The sequence below is a fragment of the Methylobacillus draconifructus genome (genome assembly GCF_045984385.1).
In the GTDB taxonomy this organism is placed as follows: domain Bacteria; phylum Pseudomonadota; class Gammaproteobacteria; order Burkholderiales; family Methylophilaceae; genus Methylobacillus; species Methylobacillus flagellatus_A.
The window spans coordinates 49,099-66,281 of sequence record NZ_JBJQIJ010000007.1 but is presented as its reverse complement, the minus strand read 5'-3'; the positions used below and the strand labels follow the sequence as shown (position 1 = coordinate 66,281).

Here is a 17,183-nt window from a genome sequence, read left to right as displayed (position 1 = left end):
CATGATGTTTCAAAAAGAAGTACATGCTTAAAGCATTATTACGCGTTCTGGCAATGCTGCCGTTGCCCATCATCAATGGGGTCGGCGTGCTGACTGGATGGGGGCTCTATTTCTTTTCCCAGAAGGTGCTGCGCCGCACGCGCAAAAATCTTAACGTGGCGGGCATCGCGCCATCGGCAGCGAAGTATCGCAGGCTGGTGAGGCGCAGCGTCCTAGAAACCGGCAAGGGCCTGGTCGAGACGTTTGCCATCTGGTTCCGCTCGCAGGAAAAGGTGTTGCCCTGGGTCAGGGAGTGCCGCGGCTGGGAGCACGTGGAAGCCGCGCGCGAGCAAGGGCAAGGCATCATTTTCCTCACTCCCCACCTGGGTTGTTATGAAATTACCGCGCTCTATTATGCGGCGCGCCACCCGATCACCGTGCTATACCGGCCGGCGCGCCAGCAGTGGCTGGCCCCCCTGATCGACGAGGGACGCAACCGCAGCCAGATCAAGCAGGCGCCCACCAGCCTGAGCGGGGTGCGCAGCTTGCTCAAGGCCTTGAAGCAAGGCGAGGCCATCGGCATATTGCCCGACCAGGTGCCTGAATTCGGCGAGGGCGTTTGGGCGGATTTCTTCGGCACGCCGGCATATACCATGACGCTGGTGGGCAAGCTGGCAAGCACTTCGGGTGCCAGGGTGTTGCTTGCGTTCGGGGAGCGCTTACCGTGGGGGAAGGGTTATGTCATCCATATCCGCCCGCTTGAGCTGGAACCTACGCCCGACAATATCAACCAGAGCATAGAGCAGCTGGTCAGACTGTGCCCCGAGCAATATCTTTGGAGCTACCGTAGGTTCAAGCAGCCCAAGCCGCACGGCAAGCCGCGCGAAGCATAGAGGCAAGGGGAATCGGATTTCACGTACGTACGGCAATTGCCTAGAATAGGTGGATTGCCCTCATTGCAAGGCAGGATATGAAACTTAGTTTTACCAAGATGCAGGGCATTGGCAACGATTTCATCGTGGTTGATGGTTACAGCCAACAGGTCAGCCTGGATGCCGCCGCCATCCGCCGCCTGGCCGACCGTCATTTCGGCGTGGGTTTCGACCAGCTGCTGCTGGTGGAGCGGCCGACCATGGAAGGCGTCGACTTTCGCTACCGCATATTCAATGCCGATGGCGGCGAGGTGGAGCAATGCGGCAACGGTGCGCGTTGCTTCGTGCGCTTTGTGCACGACAAGGCCCTTACCAGCAAGCGTGAAATCCGGGTGCAGACGGCGCGCGGCATCATCCTGCCCAGGCTGGAAGACAACGGCCTAGTCACGGTGAACATGGGCGAACCACGTTTCGAGCCGGAAGAAGTGCCGTTTATCGCCGACCGGGAAGCGGTGACTTACTCGCTGCAAGTCGCAAGCCAGACCTTGGAAATTTCCACGGTTTCCATGGGCAACCCGCATGCCGTGGCCGTGGTCGGCGATGTCGATACGGCGCCGGTGGAAAGCCTGGGGCCATTGGTTGAGCGTCATGAACGTTTTCCCCAGCGGGTCAACGCAGGATTCATGCAGGTCTTGGATAGCCATCACATCCGCCTGCGTGTGTTCGAGCGCGGCATCGGCGAGACCCTTGCATGCGGGACTGGCGCATGTGCGGCCGTGGTGAGCGGCATCAGGCGCGGCTTGCTGCAGTCTCCGGTCAGGGTCGCCACCCGGGGCGGCGAGTTGAACATCGCCTGGGACGGAGGCCGTCAGCCGGTCTGGATGACCGGCCCTGCCGAAACCGTATTCGAGGGCAGCATCGATATTTAGAGCGGCTGGCAAAGCCTAAGCAATCCTGGCCAGGCGTCCTGTTGCAGGCATTACAATTGAGTAATGCCGGACAATGCCGTGAGCCGGAACCGGTTTGGCCGCGTTTACCCGCCAGCAATGGCGATTCAAGGAGTCAGCATGGAAGCACAAGACCAGAACAACGAACATCAGGCAACGGAATACCAGGTAACGAGCTACCTGCGCGCCCATCCGCAGTTCTTCGAGCACCATACCAGCTTGCTTGCCGAGCTCTACCTGCCGAGCCCGCACGGCCAAGGGACGATTTCCCTCGCCGAGCGCCAGCAATTGGCGCAGCGCGACCGCATCCGCGTGCTGGACGCCAAGCTTGCGCAGATGGTGAAATACGGCGAGGAAAACGACGTGATCGGCGAAAAGGTGCACAGGCTGAGCTTGGGCCTGCTGGCGACGGAGCGCCTGGAGGTGCTGGTCAGCCTGCTGGAGCACAGCTTGCGCGAGGATTTCCAGGTGCCGTACGTGAGCTTGCGGCTGTGGGCGCAGCCGCGCGACGGCGGCAACGGCAGCCTGCCTGCTTTCGCCAGCGTCGACCAGGAGCTGCAGCGCTGGGCACAGGGACTGGCGACGCCTTATTGCGGCAACCGGCCAGGCATGCCATTGCAGGGGTGGTTCGGCGTAGAGGCAAGGCCTGCTTCCTTTGCCGTCATGGCGCTCAAGGCGGAGCAGGTGTTCGGCGTGCTGGCTCTGGCAAGCGATGACGAAAAACGCTTCTACCCCGATATGGGCACGCTCTACCTCAAGCGCATAGGCGAGCTGGTCAGTGCCGCCCTGTTGCGGCATATCGTCGTGTAAAGCAGCCGTGCAAAACGTGGATGAGCTGCAGCGTTATCTGGAGTACCTGCAATTCGAGCGGGGCTTGAGCCCACTCACCGTAAAGCATTACCAGCGCGACCTGGAGCTGTTGTTCGACCTCAAGTCCGGGCTGGCGCTGGATGCGCTGCAGCCATCGCATATCCGCCGCTTCATCGCCGCCCTGCACGGACGGGGCCTGAGCGGCAAAACGATTGCGCGCCACCTTTCAGGCTGGCGCGGCTTTTTCGATTTCCTGGTCAAGCGTCATGGCGCAAGCTGCAACCCCTGCCATGACATGCGCGCGCCCAAATCCCCCAAGTCCCTGCCCAAGGCATTGGCGATTGACCAGGCAGTGCAATTGGTGGATATGGAAGGTGAGGACATACTCTCGGTACGGGACAAGGCCATCCTGGAGCTGTTCTATTCCTCCGGTTTGCGGCTTTCCGAAGTGACCGGATTGAATATCGAGGACCTGAACCTGCGTGAAGGAACGGTGAAGGTGCTGGGCAAGGGGAGCAAGTCGCGCATCGTGCCCATGGGCCGCCATGCCATCCATGCCATGCAAGATTGGCTGGCGGTACGCCAGCCTGCAATATCAAGTAACGAACAGGCGGTTTTTCTCAACCGCAACGGGCAACGCATCAGCGGCCGGGCCATTCAGTACCGCATCAAGCAATGGGCAATCAAGCGCGGCATCAGCAGCAACGTGCATCCGCACATGCTGCGCCACAGCTTTGCGAGCCATGTGCTGCAGTCCAGCGGCGACCTGCGCGCGGTGCAGGAAATGCTGGGGCATGCCAATATCAGCACCACGCAGGTGTATACGCACCTGGATTTCCAGCATCTTGCCAAGGTATATGATGCGGCGCACCCGCGTGCGCGCAAAAAGGATTAAAGGAGGCTAGCTGGTTTGCTAGCCTGCCAGTGCCCCGACTTGCCGCCCTGTTTTTCCAGCAGGCGTATTTCGCTGATGACCATGCCCCTGTCCATGGCCTTGCACATGTCGTAAATCGTCAGCAAGGCGATGCTGGTGGCGGTGAGTGCCTCCATTTCCACGCCGGTGCGGCCAACGGTTTCCGCCGTCACCTGGCAATGCACGGCATTTTCGATGCTGTCAACGCTGAACTCCACGCCTACACGGGTGAGCGGGATCGGGTGGCAGAGCGGGATCAATTCAGCCGTGCGCTTTGAGCCCTGTATCGCGGCGATGCGGGCAATGCCCAGCACGTCTCCCTTCTTGGCATCGCCTGCTGTAATGGCGGAAAGGGTATCGGCCTGCATGCGGATGCTGCCATGCGCAATGGCAACACGCCTGGTTTCGGCTTTCTCTCCAACGTCGACCATATGGGCCTGGCCGCTGGCATCAAAATGGGTGAGCTTGCTCATGCGGTTTCCTGCGTTGTGGCCGGCGGATTCATGGTCCGGCGCTAGTGAACTTGGTGCTTGAGGTTGCTATCATAGCAATGATGAAAGCGCTTTATCCAATCGTATTCCTTGCCGGCTTCGCGCCAATCGCGCTTGCAGACGGCTTGCCCGAGCTTGGCGACTATTCCGCCACCGTCATGTCGCCACTCGACGAGCAGCGCATTGCCGATGAGATCATGCGCGACGTCTATGCAAGCAGCCAGGTGCTGGAAGATCCGGAAGTCAACGACTACATTGATGCCCTCGGCCACCGCCTCGCGGCCAGCGGCCCGGACAAATACCAGCGCTTCAATTTCTTCGTGGTCAAGGACAACAGCATCAACGCATTTGCCATGCCCGGCGGCGTGATCGGCGTGCATACCGGATTGCTGCTTGCCGCCAGGAACGAATCGGAAGTCGCCGGGGTGCTCGGCCACGAGATCGGACACGTGGTGCAGCGCCACCTTGCGCGCATGCTGGCCAAGCAGAAGAACGATTCCGTCATCAGCATGGCGACCATGGCATTGGCGCTGCTCGCTGCGCGCAGCAACCCGCAATTGACCGGGGGCGCGCTAACCGCCGCGACCGCAGGGTCGATCCAGAAGCAGATCGACTATACGCGCGAACACGAGCGCGAGGCGGATCGCGTCGGCTTGCAGATCATGGCGGATGCGGGCTTCGATACCCGCGCGATGCCGTCTTTCTTTGAAACGCTGCAAAAAGGCACGCGGTTCTCGGAAGGCAGCGCACCTGCATTTTTGCGCACCCACCCGCTGACGGTGGAGCGGATTGCCGATGTGCGCAACCGCGTGGAGCAAGGCAGTTTCCGTGCGGTGCAGGAAACCCCGGAGTTCTATTTCGTCAAGGCCAAGCTGCTTGCGAACATCGGCACTGCGGACAGCGCCATCAATATTTTCCGCATCAATCTGCAGGAAAAGCGCTATGCCAGCGACGCTGCGGAACATTACGGCATCGCGCTGGCGATGCTGCGCAAGAACGACCTTGCCGGCGCGCGCGAGGAAGTTGCCTGGCTGCGCAAGAATGCCGTCCCGAACGCCATGATAGAGACCGTGGCAACCAAGGTCGCCGTGGCAGGGCAAACACCTGTGGTGACGGAGCAGCGATATCTTGAGGCATTGGGCAGCTACCCCGATCACCGTGCGTTGATTTATGGCTATGCCGAGCACTTGCTGGGCTCCAGGCAATCGGAAAAACTGCTGCAGTTGATTTCCGACAAGCAGGGCCGGTTTCCCGACGACCCTTATTTCTATGAATTGAAGGCGCGCGTCTACAGCATGCAGGGCAAATCGCTGCTCATGCACCAGGCGCAGGGCGAGGCTTACGCGCGGCGCTATAACCTGCGCGGCGCCGTGGAACAGATGGACTTGGCGGCGAAAGCGACGGACGGCGACTTTTACGAAAAATCCATTGTCGAGGCGCGCCTCAACCAGCTACGGCTGCAGCTCGACGACAAGAGGCCGAATTGATGAAATCATTAACTAAAGCCGGGCGGCGTCCGCTGTTGCAGTGGTTGGCGGCATGTATGCTGATGCCGTGGCAGGCAGTGGCCGCCAGCTGGGGCCGTCCAGCCATGGAAGCTGGGCACATTGGACCTGGTTCGCAACCGTCGGATCAGTTGGTCAGCAGCCGGCAGGATGAGATCGAGATCGTGGTGCCGGCTTCGGCCGAAGACGGCACCAGCATACAAGTGGAAATCATGAGCCGGTTGCCAGGCACGGAAGCCATCGCACTGTTTGCCGAGAAGAACGCTGTGCCCTTGCTTGCCAACTTCACTTTCAGCCATGGGGCGCAGCCCTATGTCGTCACGCGCATCCGGCTTGCGCAGAGCCAGTCCATTGAAGTGGTGGTCAAGGCCAATGGCATGTATTACAAGGCCAGCCGCTATATTGCCGTGGCGAATGCGGGAGCGATGAGTGACGTCCGCGGCTAACAGTACCGGCATGCGGGCACGGCTCAGGCATGGTGTGGCCGAAGTCACGCTTTCGCTGTTCCATCCCATGGAGAACGGGCATAGGCTGGATGGATCGGGCCAGGCGGTTTCCGCGCATTTCATCCAACTGGTGCAGGTCAGCCATAATGGGCAGCAGGTGCTGGAAGCGCAATGGGGCACAGGTATTGCCAGCGATCCGCAATTGATTTTTTACGTGGCGGATGCGAAGGCGGGCGATACCGTGAGCGTGGAGTGGCATGACAACAAGGGACATAGCGGCCGTCATGCCATTACGCTTGCCTAGCGCGAGCCTGAGAACTGAGAGATTAGTGTGCTATCCGTCAATATTTGCAACGCCGACAAGGGAACGAAGGGGCGGTTTCATATGCAAGTTATTAGCGGGACGGCGCACTAGGGCGTGATCGCCACCTTCATCACGCCGTCACGCTGGTTGGCAAACAGGTCATAAGCGTCCTCGATCTCGCTGAGCTTGAAGCGGTGGGTCACCAGCTTGCTCAAGTCCGCGCGGCCGGATCCGACCGCATCCATCAGCCTGCGCATGCGCTCCTTGCCGCCAGGGCAGAGGGTGGACACGATCGTGAAGTCACCAAGGCCGGCGCCGAACGCGTCCAGCGGCAGCTTGAGGTCGGAGGAATAGACCCCCAGGCTGGACAAGGTGCCGCCCGGACGCAGCACGCGCAGGCAGGATTCGAACGTCTGTTGCACGCCCAGCGCCTCGATCGCGACGTCCACGCCGCGTCCCTCAGTCAGCTTGAGGATTTCCTGCACCGGGTCGTGGGTCTTGAAGTTGACGACATGGTCCGCGCCCAGCGCGCGGGCGATGTTGAGGCGTTCGGGAATTGAATCCACGCCGATGATCTTGGTGGCGCCCAGCAGTTTGGCGCCTGCGACGGCGGAGAGGCCTATCGGCCCCAGCGCGAACACGACCACTGTATCGCCGATCTTGATATTGCCGCGCTCCGCGCCAGAAAAGCCGGTCGACATGATGTCGGGGCACATCAATACTTGTTCGTCGCTGAGATGGTCGGGAATCGGGCTCAGGTTGGCCATGGCGTCCGGCACGCGCAGATATTCCGCCTGGCTGCCGTCTATGGTATTGCCGAATTTCCATCCGCCCGCCACTTTGAAGCCGTGCGGGCTGTCCGGACCATCCTGTGCGCCGATGCCGCACAGGCAGGCATTGGAGTAGCCGCTGGGCGTGATCGCGCCTGCGATGACGCGCTGGCCCGCCTTGAAGCCGTGTACTTCCGAGCCCAGCTTTTCAATGATGCCGACAGGCTCGTGGCCGACGGTCAGGCCTGCCGCAACCGGGTATTCGCCCTTGAGGATGTGCACGTCCGTGCCGCAGATGGTCGTGGTGGTGATGTGGATCAAGGCGTCCAGCGGGCCGATTTCAGGGACGGGCTTGTCGCGTAATTCTATTTTGCCGGGGGAGACGAAAACAGCAGCTTTCATGGTCGCCATGGTAATACTCCTTTTCCAATAAGGGTTATTGCTATGGTAGCAAACTTCCAGCCCGTCTTATAGCCGCATCAAGTGGGTCAGCAGGTTCTTCTGGTTGGTGAATGTGATGTCGTACATGCTGGTGAGGCCTTGCGCATGCTCGTCCGGCAGGTCGGCGATACATAATAGGAACTGCGATTTTTGCAGTCCCAGGCTCTTCTTGAGTAAGCGGTATTTCTCGATATAGGGCTTGTAATCCCCGGTCTTGCATTCGATGCAGATCGGCGTTTTCTGTTCCAGCAGCAAAAATACGTCCAGCTCGTGCACATCGGCATTAGGCAGGGTGACCTTGGCATTGCGCGTGCAGGAGAACGGCAGGTCGCGCTTGTCGGCAAACTCCAGCGCCTGCATCAGGGCATACTATTCCAGCCAGATGCCGTTGAAGAATTGGCGGATGACGGGGGACGGCTGCAGGATCAGGCGCAGGCTTTTCTCGCTTTTCTGCTGTACCAGGCGGCTGAGGAAGGAATAGTCATGCAGCTGCTTGCAAAACCGCGTGATGCGGCTGATCTCGTCGGGCTTGCGGTTTTCCAGCTTGATGGTGGTGCCGTTGTAGTTTTCCTTGTAGGCACGGCATATCTGCGCAATCAGGGGACGCAAGGTGGCGTAGTCCCCGGCAATGGCGTTGGCGACCTCATCAAAGAAGCCGGTGGTGTCCACGGCCTTGGGGTTGATGTCGACCGAGATTTTCTTGTGCTCGAACCATGCCAGGATGGGTTGCGACTGGCTGGGGCTGGACAACATTTCCGTGTTGGAGAAGTCATGGGGCGTTTGTGCGCCAGCCTCTGTCGCATCAGCCTCTGCGGTTTGCCCGTCCTGCAAGCGTTTTAAGGTTTGGTGCAGGGCGAAATATTTGTCCAGGAGCTTGCCGACGAAAAAGGCGGTATCCCATACCTTGTTGCGGTGCTGGCACTTGGGGCAGGCAGCATCATGTCCGACCAGGCTGGCGTCGAGCTCTTCGATAAAGTTGCAGCGACTGCAGCGGAAGACGGCCATGAGGGGCTTTCCTATTGAGAGGGGGAGACCTGCAGCAATTGTTTCAGCAGAGGCAGGGTCACGGCCCGCTTGTCGGTGAGCGACCACTCGTCCAGGGCGTCTATGGTCGCGATCAGGCTGGGCATGTCGCGGCGCAGGTGGCGCAGGCAGTAGTCCAGCACTTCGTCGGGCAGCTTCATGCCGCGCGCTTTGGCGTGGTTCTTCAATGCCTGGGTTTTTTCCTCGTCGCTGAGGGGGTGCAGCTGGTAGCTCAGCCCCCAGGCCAGCCGGGTCGCGAGGTCGTCGCGCAACCCCATCTGACCCGGCGCCGCAATCCCGCTCACCACCAGCCTGCCGCCGGACTCGCGCAACTGGTTGTAGAGGTCGAACAAGGCCACCTGGTCGTCATCGGAGAGCAAATGCACGTTGTCGACGCAGATCATGTCGAGGCCGGAGGCGCTGGCGAGCGCGTTGCAGGCCTGGATCAGGTGGGTCTTGCCGCAGCCGCTTTCCCCCCAGAGGTAGATGAAATGCGCATCATCGTTTTCAAGCACCGTGCGCCTGAGCTGGAACAGGGCTTCGGCATTGCGGCCAGTCACGAAGTTGTCCAGGCTGGGCGCTGCGGCCGGCTGGATATCGAGCAGTAGTTGTTTCAATATGGTTCACTTGCGGGCTAATGTGGGCAGGGCGGCATCGCCGCATCATGTTTCTGCCGAGGTCTTTATTATCGTTTGCGCACTATTATCAGGTAAAATTATGCGTTGATTATCTAAATTTATCCTGTGGAAAGCGAGAACTCAACTTGAATTCTGAAAAAACCTCGATTAGCTATCGCGATGCCGGTGTGGACATTGAGGCCGGGGACGCCCTGGTTGAGAGAATCAAGCCATTCGCAAAACGTACCATGCGTCCCGAAGTGCTCGGCGGCATCGGCGGTTTCGGTTCACTGTTCGAAGTGCCGAAGAAATTCAAGAACCCGGTATTGGTGTCAGGCACCGACGGCGTCGGCACCAAGCTCAAGCTGGCTTTCCAGCTCAACAAGCACGATACGGTAGGGATAGACCTGGTCGCCATGAGCGTCAACGACATCCTGGTGCAGGGGGCCGAGCCCTTGTTCTTCCTCGACTATTTCGCCTGCGGCAAGCTGGATGTCGATACGGCGGCGCAAGTGGTGCAAGGCATTGCCGCGGGTTGCGAGCAATCCGGCTGTGCGTTGGTCGGCGGCGAGACAGCGGAAATGCCCGGCATGTACCCGGCTGGCGAGTATGACCTTGCGGGGTTCGTCGTCGGGGCGGCAGACAAGGATGCGCTGATCGACGGCTCCACCATCGCCGAGGGGGACGTGGTGCTCGGGTTGGCGTCCAACGGCGCGCACTCCAACGGCTATTCGCTGGTGCGCAAGCTGCTCGATCTTTCCGGCGTCGATCTGGATAGCGATTTCTACGGCCGTCCGTTCCGCGACGTGGTCATGGCGCCCACGCGCATCTATGTGAAGCCCATCCTCAAGCTGCTGCAGGCTATCAAGGTCAAGGGCATGGCGCATATCACCGGCGGCGGCATTACCGAGAACGTTCCGCGCGTATTGCCCGAAGGGCTGACCGCCGAGGTGCGCCAGGGCAGCTGGGAGATTCCCCCGCTGTTTTCCTGGTTGCAGGAGCAAGGCAATGTCACGGACCAGGAAATGTACCGGACCTTCAACTGCGGCATCGGCATGGTGGTGATCGTATCGGCGCAGGACGCTGCCGCCGCCCAGGCGCTATTGTCGGCCGAGGGCGAGCAGGTGTGGGAGATCGGGCGCATTCGTGCGCAGGCACCGGGCGAAGCGCCGACTGTGGTCATGTAAAGAACTAAAGCAATATTCTGTTGCCAACAGAATGTTTGCCAGCACTTGAGCGATCCTTCAGGTCAAAGTGCTGATCCAGGGCGGTGCAATGCATCGCCCTTCATGTTCCAGGAGGCCTTATGTCCATATCCCGCATCCTTACCCTGAGCCTGTTGCTGTTTTGCGTGAGCAACCTGGCGGTGGCCGCGCCCAAGCAGGTGAAGCTCACCTATGAAGCCACGCGCAACGGCCAGCCGTTTGCGACGGTGAGCGAAACCTACCGCCAGGAAGGCAGCCGTTACCGTATCGAAAGCGTGACCAAGGGCATAGGCGTCTATGCACTGTTCGGCGAGCGCAGGTTGACCAGCGAGGGCGAAGTGACGGCGCAAGGATTGAAGCCCGAGCATTTCGAGCTGCACCAGGGCGACAACGAAAAGCGCTCCTTGTATACCGATTTCGACTGGGCGGGCAACCAGCTCAAGATGAAGGTCAAGGGCAAGCTCAATACCGTGCCCCTCGAAGCAGGGGCGCAGGATATCAGCAGCTTTATCTACCAGTTCATGTTCGCGCCTCCCTCCGGCAGCGAGGTTAAGCTGCCCGTGACGACAGGCAAGAAGCTGCGCACCTACCATTACCATATCGACGCCAAGGATGAATCGCTGGAGGTCGGCGCGGGCAAATTCAAGGTCATGCACTTGAGCGAAGCGGTATCTGACGAAGACGGCAAGGAGTTGTGGCTCGCGGTCGAGCAACATTACCTGCCAGTCAAGCTCATGATGGTGGACGACAAAGGCAGCAAAATAGAGCAGGTGCTCACGGGCATTGATGTGGAGTAGCGTTTTCCGTAAAACTTTCATCAAGCGCCTGCCTGCCGGGCTGGCGCTGGCATTGCTGCTTTCACTGTTTTTCCACTTGATGATCCTGGGAAGCGAATACTGGAAGCTTCCCAGCCTGGATTTTGCCAAGCCGGATAACGCCGAATCAACCGACCGGGTGCAGCAGGTGCACCTGCAAGCCGCCCCGGTTGCCGAGTTGCCGCCGGCACCCAAGCCCCAGGCAAGGCGTGAGAGAAAAAAGGCTCAACCTGAGCAGGTGACACCGGCAGCGAGCGCTGAAGAGCCGGTATCGTCACAGGAGCCGCCGGCTGAGCTGCCAGCGGTCGGCATGGCAGAGGAAGGCGCCCAGGAGGATGGCGCTGCGATAGATGCGGCCGGGCCTGAGGCATTGGAGCCGCCGGTTGAAGAGGCCGGCATGGCCGATGCAGTGGAGGCGGAGGCGCACGAATTGCCAGCGTTCACCTATGTGGATACCGAGTTCGTCGTGTTGCGCGGCGAGAATGGCAACAAGATCGGCGCGACCAAGGTCAGCTACCGCATGCACGAGGACGGGCGCTATGAGCTGACCAGCACGACCGAAGCCAAGGGCCTGGCAGCCTTGGTGGTGTCGGGCAAACTGCTGCAGCGGAGCGAGGGCCGGGTCACTGCGGACGGCCTGCAACCGGACTATTTCTCTTACCAGTATGGCAAGGGGGACAACAAGAAACAGCAGTCGCGGTTTGATTGGGAGCAACGCAAAGTCACCCTGGAAACGGCCAAAGGCGTAAAAACCGTTGATCTGCCGGAAGGGTCGCAGGACCTGCTCAGCTTTATGTACCAGTTCATTTTCCTGCCGCCGCTGGAGCAGATGACGCTGCATATCAGCAACGGCAAGAAGCTCAGCGAGTACAGTTATGGTTTCGAGGGCGAGGAAACCCTGGAAACCGAGTTTGGCGCGGTGCGTGCCTGGCATATTGCCAGGACCGGAGAGGATGGCAGAGAAAAGACCGAATTGTGGCTGGCGGTGGATTATCACTACTTGCCGGTTAAAATGCGCAAGACGGAAGAGGATGGCAGCGTGATCGAGCAGCTTGCCACCCGGATATCGACAGATTTATTGAAGTGAGTGTATGAACCAGAACATATTGAGGCTTGCCGCCATTGCCCTGGCGGATGTATTGGGCAACCCCGGCCCGGCGGACGCCAAGCTGGGCAAGTTTTTCCGCGATCACCGCGAGCTTGGCAACAAGGAGCGCGCCTGGATTGCCGAGGCGGTCTACGGCGTCCTGCGCCGCAGGTCGTTTCTGGCCTATCTGGCCGGCAATGAAGATCCGCGCCGCCTGCTGGTGGCGTGGCTGGTGCGCGTGCAGGGCAACAGCCTGCGCGAACTGGACGAGTTGCTGAACCAGCAGCAGAAGGAATGGGCGCACGAGATCAAGGCCAAGTCGACGGAGGGCCTGAGCCCTGCGGTCCAGGCCGATTTGCCCGAATGGCTGTGGCAGCGGCTGGAGTCGCAATATGGCGCGGAAGAGGCATTGGCGATCGCGCGCAGCATGCACAAGTCCGCCAGCCTCGATTTGCGCGTCAACCTGGTCAAGAGCAATCGTGATGAAGTACTGGCACGATTCAACAGCGAAAAGGCCGGTGCGGAACCTACGCCATTTTCCCCGACCGGCATCCGCCTGCCGCAGCGTATGTCCATCAACCGCCACCCGTTCTTCGCCGACGGCAAGATCGAGGTGCAGGACGAAGGCAGCCAGCTCCTGGCTTTGCTGGTGGCGCCGCGCCGCGGCGAGATGATCGCGGACTTCTGCGCCGGCGCCGGCGGCAAGTCCCTGGCGCTGGGCGCATTGATGCGCAATACCGGCAGGCTGTACGCTTTCGACGTATCGGAAAAGCGCTTGCACAACCTTGGCCAGCGCCTCAAGCGCTCGGGCCTGTCCAACCTGCACAGCCAGCTTATCAGCAGCGAGAGCGATCCCAAGCTCAAGCGCCTCAACGGCAAGTTCAACCGCGTGCTGGTGGATGCGCCTTGCAGCGGGCTGGGCACCTTGCGCCGCAACCCCGACCTCAAATGGAAGCAGACCCCCGACGACGTCACGGAACTGACCGCGAAGCAAACGGCGATCCTGGCCAGAGCGGCCAAGCTCGTGAAGGCGGGAGGCAGGCTGATTTATGCCACCTGCAGCCTGCTGGCGGAAGAAAACGAGCAGGTAGCGGAAGCGTTCCTGGCCGCGCATCCGCAGTTCACATTGGTCAATGCGGCAGAAATCCTTGCGCAGCAACAGGTTGAACTGGATACTGGGGCCTATCTGAAATTGCTGCCGCACCAACATGAGACCGACGGTTTCTTTGCTGCGGTGTTCGAATTCACTGCTTAAGGAGCCAGCATGAAGTTACCCAGCCTCAACACGCAGATATTGCTAGGCGCAGTATTGGGCGTAGGGTTGGGATTATTGCTGGGCAGCCTGGACCCGGGCTCGACGGCACAGGAAGCCGGGTTGTATGCCAGCACCATGGCCGGCGGCGTTTTCATCGGGCTGCTCAAGATGGTGCTGGTGCCCTTGCTGTTCACCTCGATTGTCGTGGGCGTCGCCAGCCTGCAGGCGCATCAGCAGATGCACCGCGTGTGGATTTCCACCCTCGTGTTCTTCAGCATATCCATGGCGATTGCCGTGCTGCTGGGGTTGGTGGCGACCAATATCTTCAAGCCTGGCGCCGGCATGCACCTCGGCATGTTTGCCGATACCATGCAGAATTTCCACAGTGAAAAGCTGACGGTAGGAGAGTTTTTCAGCAAGTTCTTGCTCGGCCTGTTCCAGAACCCGTTTGCGGCGCTGGCCCAGAGCAATGTGCTCGCGGTGGTGATTTTTGCCCTGATCGTCGGCATTGCCATCGTAATCGGCGGCGAGCGCTACCGTAATTTCCTCAACATCATGCAGGAAGCCTTCGACCTCGTGATGATGGTGGTCGGCTGGGTGATGCGCCTGGCGCCCATCGGCATCATGGCGTTGCTCACCAAGCTGGTGGCAACGCAGGATGCCAGCCTGTTCGCGAGCATGGGCGAGTTCATGCTGCTGGTGGTCGGCATTACCCTGGTGCACGGCGTGATCATCCTGCCCGGCATCCTGTATCTGGTGACGCGGGTGACGCCATGGACCTTCTGGAAAGGCGCGCGGGATGCCCTGGTGACGGCATTTGCCACCAGCTCAAGCTCCGCCACCATGCCGGTGACGATACGCTGCACCGAGCAGCAGTTGGGGGTGAAGCGCGACATCGCCGGCTTTGTGGTGCCGTTGGGGGCCACCATCAATATGGACGGGACGGCGCTGTATGAGGCATCTGCCGCCTTGTTCATTGCCAACCTGGCCGGGGTTGAACTTAATCTGGTCCAGCAGCTCATAGTGTTTTTCATGGCGATGCTGGCGTCGCTTGGCGCGCCGGGCATTCCCAGCGCGGGGATGGTGACCATGGTGATGGTGCTGCAATCGGTCGGCCTGCCGGCGGAAGCGATCGCGATCCTGTTGCCGATAGACCGCTTGCTGGACACCATACGCACCACCGTCAATGTCGAGGGCGACATGATAGGCAGCCTGATCGTGCAGGAAATTGTCTCAACTTCTGACCATAAGCCTGTTGCAGGTGGATGATTTTGTATAGAATTGCCCGCGCTGTCATCCAAATCGGAACTGAGACGTTATATAAAACATGTCACTGATACTGGAAAAAGTGGCCGATTTAATTGATAATGTTTCTCAATTGAAAGTAATGGGAAACAGGCAACATGCTCTGATGCAGCAACATCATAATGAGCATAATAAAAAGCCAAAAGCTGTAGGTTGTTGAGTAGTAACAAAAGAGAAGTTCTATAACACAAGCCGTATGGCTTATTTTAGATGAGGAAAGTAACTATGAAATCCAGCAAAATCGTCGCTCTGTTGTTCGCTTCACTGTTCTCTGGTTCCGTACTGGCAGCTGGCTGCTCGGTGGATGTCGAAGCTAACGACGCTATGCAATTCAACACCAAGAACATCGATATCGAAAAGAGCTGTAAAGACTTCACTATCAACCTGAAGCACACTGGCTCCCTGCCTAAGAACGTCATGGGCCACAACCTGGTGATCACCAAGACTGCCGACTTCAAGGGCGTGATGAACGATGGCGTTGGTGCTGGAGAAGCTGGTAACTTCGTCAAGGCTGGCGATGCTCGCGTGATTGCCCATACCAAGCTGGTTGGCGGCGGCGAGAAGGACAGCGTCAAGGTTGACGTCAGCAAGCTGACTGCAGGCGAAAAGTACACATTCTTCTGCTCCTTCCCTGGCCATGCCACCATGATGCGCGGTACTGTTACGGTTAAGTAACTCTCTATCCGGCAATAATCGGCAGATTATCGGCTAATAAAAAAGGCAGCTGAAAAGCTGCCTTTTTTGTTGCCGACAGCGAGCGGACATCAGAGGACGTGAAAAGCAACCGGTGGACTGCTTTGGTCTGTGATCGCAATCTGGAATTAGAATTTATAGGTAATGTCCATCTGGTACAAATTGAAATGGTCCACGTTGAGCGCTATGTCGCCTGCCGAGGTGACAGACGCCAGCTTGTCGTTCTTGCGGGTGGCATGGCCGGCAGACAGGTTCAGGACGACATTGTCGCGCAACAGGTATTCGCCCTTGAGGACGATGCCTTTCATGTTGACGCGGGAGTCCATGAAATCGGAGTCCACGGTATTCGGATCCAACGCATAGATACCGACGTCCTGATACCAGAGCCTGGCGGACCAGTCGCCTTCTTTCGATTGCTTGCCGATTTGTCTGGACAGTCCGAGGCCAAGCAGCCAGGCCTTGTCGTCGTTGCCGGCCGTGCGAATGGCTGAGCCGTAGCTTGCGGAAACTGCCGAAGCCGCTGCGATTGCCGCGTGGAACCGGTCCTCGCCGTCCAAGTTGCACGCATAATCGCCGAAGGCGGCCAGCCTCATGCCGTCAGCCATTTTGAAGACGAGTTCTGCCGGGATTTCGATGGTGCGGATATCATTGGTTGCGTTCAGGCCGCTGCCTAAGCTGGCACCCTTGCCGGCATTCGACCCCAAACCAGGCAGGAATGTCGAGGCGCCCGCGGCATGATCGTTCGTGAACTTGCTGAAAGTGACGGCTGCCTTGGCTGAAACCGTGTCGGTGATATCAAACTTGGCGCCGCCTTGAAAGGCCAGGATGTCGTTCGTGTCCCTGTCGCTCGTGCTGGTATTGAAGTCCTGGCGGTCACCCAGATACTGGGATTGGGCAAAATTACCAAACAGGCTTACATTGCCCCATTGGTATTCGATTTTTTCAACCAATCCTTCGAAGGTCAGGTCGCCATCCCATACCATGGAAGTGGTGTACAGCGGATTGGCAACGCGGCCGGCTTCAACTTTCAGCCAGTCCGTAACTTTCCACCCCAACAGGGCGCGCTTGATGTAAGCCGCTTCTTTGGTATTTGAACCGTTGGAGCCGTTACCGAAAGTGGAGTTGTCGGAGCGGCCATTGGCGCCCATGGACAATGCGATATCGGAATAAAAATCGCCCGTGCTGGTTTTAAGGCCCAGCACCAGTTTATAGCGGCCCCGTTCACGATCCTCAGTATTGTGGGCAGTGTCCTCACCATCGCGGAATTCATAGCGGGCACGGATATCGCCGTAGAAAGCGGCATTATCGACGGCATCGGAAATCGTGACCTTTCCTCCCGGCTTGCCGGCTTTTTCCATTGCCTTGTCCTCACTGGCTTTTTCACCTTCGCGGCCTTTGCTCAGTAGCTTGCCTTCTTCTTCGGTCAACACGCCTTTGGCGACCAGCGCGTTGACGAGGTCGATCGTGGAATCTGCCATGGCTGTCAGGCTGGTGGTCATCATTGCCGCGATGGGCAACATACGAAATAGTTTCATGCTTTCCTCTTTGCTTTGGAGTTGATATTGCAGAGCAATGAGCCGGCATTATTGGTACCTAATATGACAATTCGGTGTCACAAGGCGAGGAAAAGACTAGAAAAGAGCTATTTTTACAATGACTTACAATAACGAAAAATTCATCATAGAGAATTTTCCGTTGCTAACTG

At 58.9% G+C, this 17,183-nt stretch carries 19 protein-coding genes; 13 read left to right on the top strand and 6 right to left on the bottom strand.

The window, feature by feature from the left end; translation table 11 throughout:
* Positions 1-23 precede the first annotated feature (23 nt).
* The 4 genes from ACKF11_RS14340 (at position 24) to xerC (ending at position 3,503) form a co-directional block, all read left to right on the top strand.
* Entirely contained in the window at positions 24-872 is an 849-nt protein-coding gene (locus ACKF11_RS14340; RefSeq protein WP_407997621.1) for a lysophospholipid acyltransferase family protein, read from the top strand.
* 77 nt (positions 873-949) lie between these two features.
* Entirely contained in the window at positions 950-1,780 is an 831-nt protein-coding gene (dapF, locus tag ACKF11_RS14335) for a diaminopimelate epimerase (RefSeq protein ID WP_407997620.1), read from the top strand.
* A 138-nt stretch (positions 1,781-1,918) separates the two neighbouring features.
* The gene (locus tag ACKF11_RS14330) at positions 1,919-2,608 is read left to right on the top strand and encodes a DUF484 family protein (RefSeq protein WP_407997619.1); all 690 of its coding nucleotides are present in this window, start codon (positions 1,919-1,921) and stop codon (positions 2,606-2,608) included.
* 16 nt (positions 2,609-2,624) lie between these two features.
* Positions 2,625-3,503: a tyrosine recombinase XerC gene (gene xerC, locus ACKF11_RS14325; protein WP_407997739.1), complete on the top strand. Its 879-nt coding sequence runs from the start codon at positions 2,625-2,627 to the stop codon at positions 3,501-3,503.
* Here xerC and moaC read toward each other — a convergent pair.
* On the bottom strand, positions 3,500-3,994 hold the full coding sequence (moaC, locus tag ACKF11_RS14320; RefSeq protein WP_407997618.1) for a cyclic pyranopterin monophosphate synthase MoaC: 495 nt from the start codon (positions 3,992-3,994) through the stop codon (positions 3,500-3,502). The two genes, xerC and moaC, sit on opposite strands and share 4 nt — an antisense overlap.
* Before the next feature lie 77 nt (positions 3,995-4,071).
* On the opposite strand from moaC, the gene ACKF11_RS14315 reads away from it, so the two are divergent.
* Genes ACKF11_RS14315 through soxZ form a run of 3 tightly spaced genes read left to right on the top strand, consistent with a single transcriptional unit; the run spans position 4,072 to position 6,267 of the window.
* The gene (locus tag ACKF11_RS14315; RefSeq protein ID WP_407994521.1) at positions 4,072-5,499 is read left to right on the top strand and encodes a M48 family metallopeptidase; all 1,428 of its coding nucleotides are present in this window, start codon (positions 4,072-4,074) and stop codon (positions 5,497-5,499) included.
* Positions 5,499-5,963 carry a thiosulfate oxidation carrier protein SoxY gene (locus ACKF11_RS14310; protein WP_407997617.1) on the top strand — a complete coding sequence of 155 codons (465 nt, stop codon included), beginning with the start codon at positions 5,499-5,501 and terminating at the stop codon, positions 5,961-5,963. The genes ACKF11_RS14315 and ACKF11_RS14310 overlap by 1 nt, the downstream gene beginning before the upstream one ends.
* Positions 5,947-6,267 (top strand): thiosulfate oxidation carrier complex protein SoxZ, encoded by a 321-nt coding sequence (gene soxZ, locus ACKF11_RS14305; protein WP_407997616.1) that lies wholly within the window; start codon positions 5,947-5,949, stop codon positions 6,265-6,267. Before ACKF11_RS14310 ends, soxZ begins: the two co-directional genes overlap by 17 nt.
* A 107-nt stretch (positions 6,268-6,374) precedes the next feature.
* Here the strand turns inward: soxZ and ACKF11_RS14300 are convergent, their stop codons facing one another.
* Genes ACKF11_RS14300 through ACKF11_RS14285 form a run of 4 tightly spaced genes read right to left on the bottom strand, consistent with a single transcriptional unit; the run spans position 6,375 to position 9,118 of the window.
* Positions 6,375-7,448 (bottom strand): NAD(P)-dependent alcohol dehydrogenase, encoded by a 1,074-nt coding sequence (locus ACKF11_RS14300; RefSeq protein ID WP_407997615.1) that lies wholly within the window; start codon positions 7,446-7,448, stop codon positions 6,375-6,377.
* Between the two features lie 57 nt (positions 7,449-7,505).
* Positions 7,506-7,838, bottom strand: a complete 333-nt coding sequence (locus tag ACKF11_RS14295) for a hypothetical protein (RefSeq protein WP_407997614.1) — start codon at positions 7,836-7,838, stop codon at positions 7,506-7,508.
* A 9-nt stretch (positions 7,839-7,847) separates the two neighbouring features.
* Positions 7,848-8,483 carry an Rpo12/RPC10 RNA polymerase subunit family protein gene (locus tag ACKF11_RS14290; RefSeq protein ID WP_407997613.1) on the bottom strand — a complete coding sequence of 212 codons (636 nt, stop codon included), beginning with the start codon at positions 8,481-8,483 and terminating at the stop codon, positions 7,848-7,850.
* Between the two features lie 11 nt (positions 8,484-8,494).
* Complete coding sequence (locus tag ACKF11_RS14285; protein WP_407997612.1) at positions 8,495-9,118, bottom strand: HdaA/DnaA family protein; 624 nt, start codon at positions 9,116-9,118, stop codon at positions 8,495-8,497.
* 146 nt (positions 9,119-9,264) lie between these two features.
* Between ACKF11_RS14285 and purM the strand changes: the two genes are divergently transcribed.
* The 6 genes from purM (at position 9,265) to azu (ending at position 15,460) form a co-directional block, all read left to right on the top strand.
* Entirely contained in the window at positions 9,265-10,305 is a 1,041-nt protein-coding gene (purM, locus tag ACKF11_RS14280) for a phosphoribosylformylglycinamidine cyclo-ligase (protein ID WP_407997611.1), read from the top strand.
* Positions 10,306-10,424: 119 nt separating this feature from the next.
* Positions 10,425-11,120, top strand: coding sequence for a DUF3108 domain-containing protein (locus ACKF11_RS14275; RefSeq protein WP_407997610.1), 696 nt, complete (start codon positions 10,425-10,427; stop codon positions 11,118-11,120).
* Positions 11,110-12,225 (top strand): DUF3108 domain-containing protein, encoded by a 1,116-nt coding sequence (locus tag ACKF11_RS14270; protein ID WP_407997609.1) that lies wholly within the window; start codon positions 11,110-11,112, stop codon positions 12,223-12,225. The genes ACKF11_RS14275 and ACKF11_RS14270 overlap by 11 nt, the downstream gene beginning before the upstream one ends.
* A gap of 4 nt (positions 12,226-12,229) precedes the next feature.
* Positions 12,230-13,480 carry an RsmB/NOP family class I SAM-dependent RNA methyltransferase gene (locus ACKF11_RS14265; RefSeq protein WP_407997608.1) on the top strand — a complete coding sequence of 417 codons (1,251 nt, stop codon included), beginning with the start codon at positions 12,230-12,232 and terminating at the stop codon, positions 13,478-13,480.
* A 9-nt stretch (positions 13,481-13,489) separates the two neighbouring features.
* Positions 13,490-14,749: a dicarboxylate/amino acid:cation symporter gene (locus ACKF11_RS14260; protein WP_407997607.1), complete on the top strand. Its 1,260-nt coding sequence runs from the start codon at positions 13,490-13,492 to the stop codon at positions 14,747-14,749.
* Between the two features lie 261 nt (positions 14,750-15,010).
* Entirely contained in the window at positions 15,011-15,460 is a 450-nt protein-coding gene (gene azu / locus ACKF11_RS14255; RefSeq protein ID WP_309564130.1) for an azurin, read from the top strand.
* A gap of 146 nt (positions 15,461-15,606) precedes the next feature.
* On the opposite strand, the gene ACKF11_RS14250 is transcribed toward azu, so the two are convergent.
* Entirely contained in the window at positions 15,607-17,013 is a 1,407-nt protein-coding gene (locus tag ACKF11_RS14250) for a putative porin (RefSeq protein ID WP_407997606.1), read from the bottom strand.
* Positions 17,014-17,183 lie beyond the last annotated feature (170 nt).